The sequence below is a fragment of the Stenotrophomonas sp. YJH_SMC_8 genome (genome assembly GCF_059371315.1).
Genome location: NZ_JCAFUL010000033.1, coordinates 1 through 4,929 on the forward strand (window position 1 = coordinate 1; position 4,929 = coordinate 4,929).

Annotated in this window: 5 protein-coding genes; all 5 read right to left on the reverse strand. The window is 66.5% G+C overall.

Going from position 1 to position 4,929, the window contains the following annotated elements:
* On the reverse strand, window positions 1-1,878 hold a 1,878-nt coding region (locus AC5P88_RS20560), incomplete at its 3' end, for a methyl-accepting chemotaxis protein (protein WP_495225895.1).
* Between the two features lie 101 nt (window positions 1,879-1,979).
* Window positions 1,980-2,363 (reverse strand): hypothetical protein, encoded by a 384-nt coding sequence (locus tag AC5P88_RS20565; protein WP_005409515.1) that lies wholly within the window; start codon window positions 2,361-2,363, stop codon window positions 1,980-1,982.
* A gap of 136 nt (window positions 2,364-2,499) precedes the next feature.
* The gene (locus AC5P88_RS20570; protein ID WP_495225896.1) at window positions 2,500-2,991 is read right to left on the reverse strand and encodes a chemotaxis protein CheW; all 492 of its coding nucleotides are present in this window, start codon (window positions 2,989-2,991) and stop codon (window positions 2,500-2,502) included.
* Between the two features lie 271 nt (window positions 2,992-3,262).
* Window positions 3,263-4,036, reverse strand: a complete 774-nt coding sequence (locus AC5P88_RS20575; RefSeq protein ID WP_111111593.1) for a flagellar brake protein — start codon at window positions 4,034-4,036, stop codon at window positions 3,263-3,265.
* A 248-nt stretch (window positions 4,037-4,284) separates the two neighbouring features.
* Window positions 4,285-4,929 (reverse strand): methyl-accepting chemotaxis protein (locus AC5P88_RS20580; protein ID WP_495225897.1); only part of this gene is annotated, 645 nt, incomplete at its 5' end.

Below are 4,929 nucleotides of genomic sequence, written 5' to 3' on the forward strand. Positions count from 1 at the left end.
GCGCACTTCGCTGGCGACCACGGCAAAGCCACGGCCCTGTTCACCGGCACGGGCGGCTTCCACCGCGGCATTCAGCGCCAGGATGTTGGTCTGGAAGGCGATGCCGTCGATGACCGAGATGATCTCGGCAATCTTCTTCGAGGAGGCTTCGATGGCCGACATGGTGATGACCACCTGGCCGACGACGTCGCCGCCCTGCGAGGCGACACCGTGCGCGCCGATGGCGAGCTGGTTGGCCTGGCGGGCATGTTCAGCGTTCTGGCGCACGGTGGAGGTCAGTTCCTCCATCGAAGCAGCGGTCTCTTCCAGGTTCGCGGCCTGCTGCTCGGTACGGCGCGACAGGTCGCTGTTGCCCGAGGCGATTTCGCCGGCGGCCGAGCTGATCGCGCGGCTGGACTGCTTGATGCGGGTGACGATCTCGCTCAGCTGTGCGGCGGTGGCGTTGGCGTCGTCGCGCATGCGGGCGAACACGCCCTGGTAATCGCCGTGCATGCGCACGGTCAGGTCACCCTGCGACAGTGCGGCAAGCAGGCCGGAGATCTGCTCGATGCTGCCGGCATTGGCGTCGAGAAGGCCGTTGATCTGCTGCGCCAGCTGCAGGAAGAAACCTTCCTTGTCGCTGGCATCGATGCGGCCGGACAGGTCGCCGGCAGCCGCCTGGGCGATGACGCGTGCTACTTCGGCTTCGACCAGCGCTTCCTGGGTGCGGTCGCGCCATTCCACCACGTAGCCGACGGTGTCACCACCTTCATTGCGGATGGTCGATACCACCTGCGCGAACTGGGCATCGCCGTACTGCATCGGGCGGCGGGCGACGCCGTGGGCCTTCAGGTTGCCCAGCAGGGTCTGGTCCATCTCGCCGCGGTGTTCCAGCACGGTGACCGGCTTGCCGATCAGCGAGGCCTGGGCGTCGAAGTCCGGCAGGTCGCGGCGCACTTCGTCCTGGTACTGGCTCAGGGTCTGCTGCAGGGCGCGGTTGCTGTAGACGATGGTGTTGCTGGTATCGGTCAGGTAGACGCCGGTGGAGCTGTAGTCCAGCGCGGTGCGGATGCGCAGATTCTCGCGGGCAACGGCCTGGTCGGTTTCGATGCGCTCGCGCAGGTCGCGCTGCATGCGCTGCATGGCCTGCATCAGCTCGCCCACTTCGTCCTGGCGGCTGACATCGATGTGGCCATCGAGCTTGCCGCCGGCGACGTCGTTGGCGACCGAAACGGCGCCACGCACGCTGCCGACCAGGGCACGGGCGAACAGCCAGACCAGCACCAGGCCGAGTGCGGCGCCGCCCAGCAGGGCGATCACGGTCAGCACGGCCGAGGCGGAATAGGTGGACGCGGCCTCTTCGCGCGAGGCGCGGGCGAGGCGGTTGTCTTCGGCGATCAGCGCTTCCAGCGCCGAAGCAGCCTTGCGGTGCTTGGTGCGGGTCTCGCCCACGAAGGTATCGATGGCATCGTCCGGCAGGTCCAGTTCCAGCATCTCGGTGACGCTGTCATAGGAGGCCAGGGCGTCCTTCCATTCCTTGGCGAAGGTATCGAACAGCTTCTTCTGCTGCGCGTTGTCGACCAGCTTCGGGTAGTCCTTGATCGACGTGTCCATGCTGGTGCGCAGGTCGACGGCCTGCTTGCGCGCGTCGGACTTGACGTCATCGCTGGCGCGGATCAGCTGCTGGTAGGCGGCATTGCGGTACTCGCCCAGCATGCCGCGCATCTCGCCGGCCATGCGGATGCTTTCCATGCGCGAACCGGCCAACTCGGTGGTGACGTTGTTCAGCGAATGCAGTCCGCGATAGGCGACGATGCCCTGCAGCAGCATCACCAGCAGGAGGACACCGAAGGTCAACAGCAGCTTCGGCATCAGTTTCAGGTTGTTGATCCACGGCATGGGCGTTGCGATCTCCTAAGGCAGACGCGTCCGGGCACCGGGCCCGGTTGCAGCAGAAACCACGCCGGCACGAGCTCCGGCGTGGTTCGACGGACAGCGGATTACTTGATGTTGGCCAGCTTCAGGCCCGCCGGCGAGCTGACTTCGATTTCCGCGCGCGAGGCGTCGCGCTGGATCTTGCCGATCACGCACACGGTCTTGCCTTCCAGGGTTTCAAGCGGGAAGGAGAACTTGCCACGGTTCTCGCCGGCGATGCGGGCCGAGAAGGTGTGGCGCGGGAAGGCACCGCCCATGTACAGGAAGGTCGGCTGGCCTTCGGAACCTTCTGCGTAGCGGGCCTTTTCGACCTTGCCACAGACCATGCCGTCCTTGCCGACCGAACGCGGGGCCAGTTCCGGCGGGATCATGTCGGCCGCCTGGGCGAACGCGGAGGAAGCGGTGGTGGCCAGGACAGCGGCCGAAACGAACGCAAGCAGGGACTTCATCGAGGTGTATCTCCGGGGATGGTGATGGTCGTTCCGGTTCCGCGCGCTCCTGCGCGACCGGCTTCTGTCCCCCTATCGGCACTGCCGGGGGGAACTGAAGGGTTTTGTGACCAGAACGTGAAGCAGGTCCGCTGGGTCAGGCGGCAGCGTCTTCGGCGAGGGTGGTCTGGCCCATGTCGGCGCTGTCGAGCAGGGTCTCGATGTCCAGCAGGATCAGCATGCGGTCGTCGTGGGTGCCGATGCCGGAGATGAAGCGGGTATCGACCGCAGCGCCGAACTCCGGGGTCGGGCGGATCTGCTCGGCCGACAGCGGGATCACGTCCGACACGCTGTCGACCACGATGCCGACCACGCGGTCTTCGACGTTGAGCACGATCATCACGGTGAAGGCGTCGTAGCGGGCATTGTCCAGGCGCAGCTTCAGGCGCAGGTCGATGACCGGCACGATGGTGCCGCGCAGGTTGATCACGCCCTTGATGTAGTCCGGGGCATCCGGCACGCGGGTGACCGCATCGTAGCCACGGATTTCCTGCACCTTGAGGATGTCCACGCCGTAGTGCTCGGCGCCGAGGGTGAAGCTGAGGAATTCGCCACCGGCGCTGGCGGTGGAGCTGGTCTTGTCGTTCATCGAGGGGTCCTGGTTCTGCCGGAAGTCCCGGTGTCAGGCTCGATATCGGCCCCGCGTGGGGGGACTTTAGGTGCCGGGGGGAGGCATCCACGCATGGCGTGGATCTACCGGGGCGTGAGTTGGGCATCCACGCATGGCGGGGGTGTGCCGGGGCGTGGCGGGCATCCGTGTGTGGCGTGGATCCGCCGACGACCGGTAGTGCCGGCCGCTGGCCGGCAACGGCAATGTGGGGGTTGCCGGCCAGCGGCCGGCATTACCCGTTGAACGCGCCCTACAGCTCGCCGTTGCGGCGGGCCTTGCGCTGGCGGTCGATGCGGAAGATGTAGCGCTGGATGGCGCTGTCGCCACCGCGCGGCAGGCTGTCAAAGCGCATGCCTACGCGCTTGACCTCGATGCCGTTGGGCTGTCGCTGTGGCAGCAGGTTGCAGACCACCAGTTCGATGTCCAGGTCCGGGCCATCGGGCAGCGACAGCTGCGCCGGGTAGCGCTTCTGCAGGCCGAACACGGCGCAGTCGTTGGGTACCACTACGGCCAGGCCACCACCGCTGATGTCCACCACCCGCATCGACAGCGCTTCGGCGCGGGCTTCACCGGGTGGCAGCAGCAGCTGTGGCGAGTCGGTGACCGGGGTCTCGAGCCGGTACAGCTCGCGGCGTTGCAGGTGCACCAGTTCGTCCGGCAACGGGGCGCGGAAGGCGACGTGGCCATCGTTGTCCACGCGCTGCAGCGCGTGCAGGCGGAACCGCACAAGGACACGTTCAAGCTGGGCGAAGCAGAGCAGATGGTCGGCCTGCTCCGCGGCACGGTTCGATGCCTCCTGCGGGCTGCCGTCGAGCAGCAGGTAGTCTTCGTCCTCGTCGAGATCAAGCAGGGCGGTCGGGAACGAACGATCCCGGCCGTCGATATGCGCATTGATCAGTGATCGCTGGTCGATCAGCGAGCGCAGCAGCTGCCGCAGCTGGCGGGGGTTGCGGACCAGGAAGCGTTCGTCCGCGGCGTCGGCCGCGTGGACATCGTGCAGTTCAGTGTCGTGGCCGTCGGACATGGAATCTGTGATCAGGGGCGGGCGCCAGCACGCGTTGGCGCGAGGCTCGATGGGGATATCGGCCTCTGCATTGGATTATGAAGTGAGATTTGCATCACTTTCCATGCGTAAGGGGTCAGAGCCCTTTCCTGTGGGAAAGGGATCTGACCCCGTGGCTCTCGGCATCGGTAGATCCACGCCATGCGTGGATGCCTTCTGCGTGGGGTCAGGGCCCTCTTCCACGGAAGATGGATCCGACCCCAGTGTCCTCAGAACTCCTGCCAATCACCCTCGGCAGCCAGCGCCGGCTGGGCGGCCGACGCGCGCAACGGTCGTGCCGGTGCTGCCTTGGTGGCGGGCAGGGCAGCCGCGACCTGGCGTGGCTGCGGCGCATTTGCCAGCCGTGCCGGTGCAGCGGCGACGCCCTGCGATGCCAGCCGGAAGCGCGCTACGGCTTCGCCCAGCTGCACGGCCTGGTCTTCCATCGCACGTGCGGCAGCAGTGGCTTCTTCCACCAGTGCAGCGTTCTGCTGGGTGGTTTCGTCCATCTGCACCACGGTCTGGTTGACCTGCTCGATGCCGGCACTCTGTTCCTGCGAGGCAGCGGAGATCTCGGCCATGATGTCGGTGACGCGCTGCACCGAGGCGACGATCTCGCCCATGGTGCTGCCGGCCTGATGGACCAGGCTGGAGCCTTCGGCGACCTTGCCGACCGAATCATCGATCAGGCCCTTGATCTCCTTGGCGGCGGCGGCCGAGCGCTGCGCCAGGGTGCGCACTTCGCTGGCGACCACGGCAAAGCCACGGCCCTGTTCACCGGCACGGGCGGCTTCCACCGCGGCATTCAGCGCCAGGATGTTGGTCTGGAAGGCGATGCCGTCGATGACCGAGATGATCTCGGCAATCTTCTTCGA

Coding starts and splice junctions, on each gene's coding strand:
- AC5P88_RS20565 (WP_005409515.1), bottom strand. CDS start 2,363: ATGAAGTCCCTGCTTGCGTTCGTTTCGGCCGCTGTCCTGGCCACCACC.
- AC5P88_RS20570 (WP_495225896.1), bottom strand. CDS start 2,991: ATGAACGACAAGACCAGCTCCACCGCCAGCGCCGGTGGCGAATTCCTC.
- AC5P88_RS20575 (WP_111111593.1), bottom strand. CDS start 4,036: ATGTCCGACGGCCACGACACTGAACTGCACGATGTCCACGCGGCCGAC.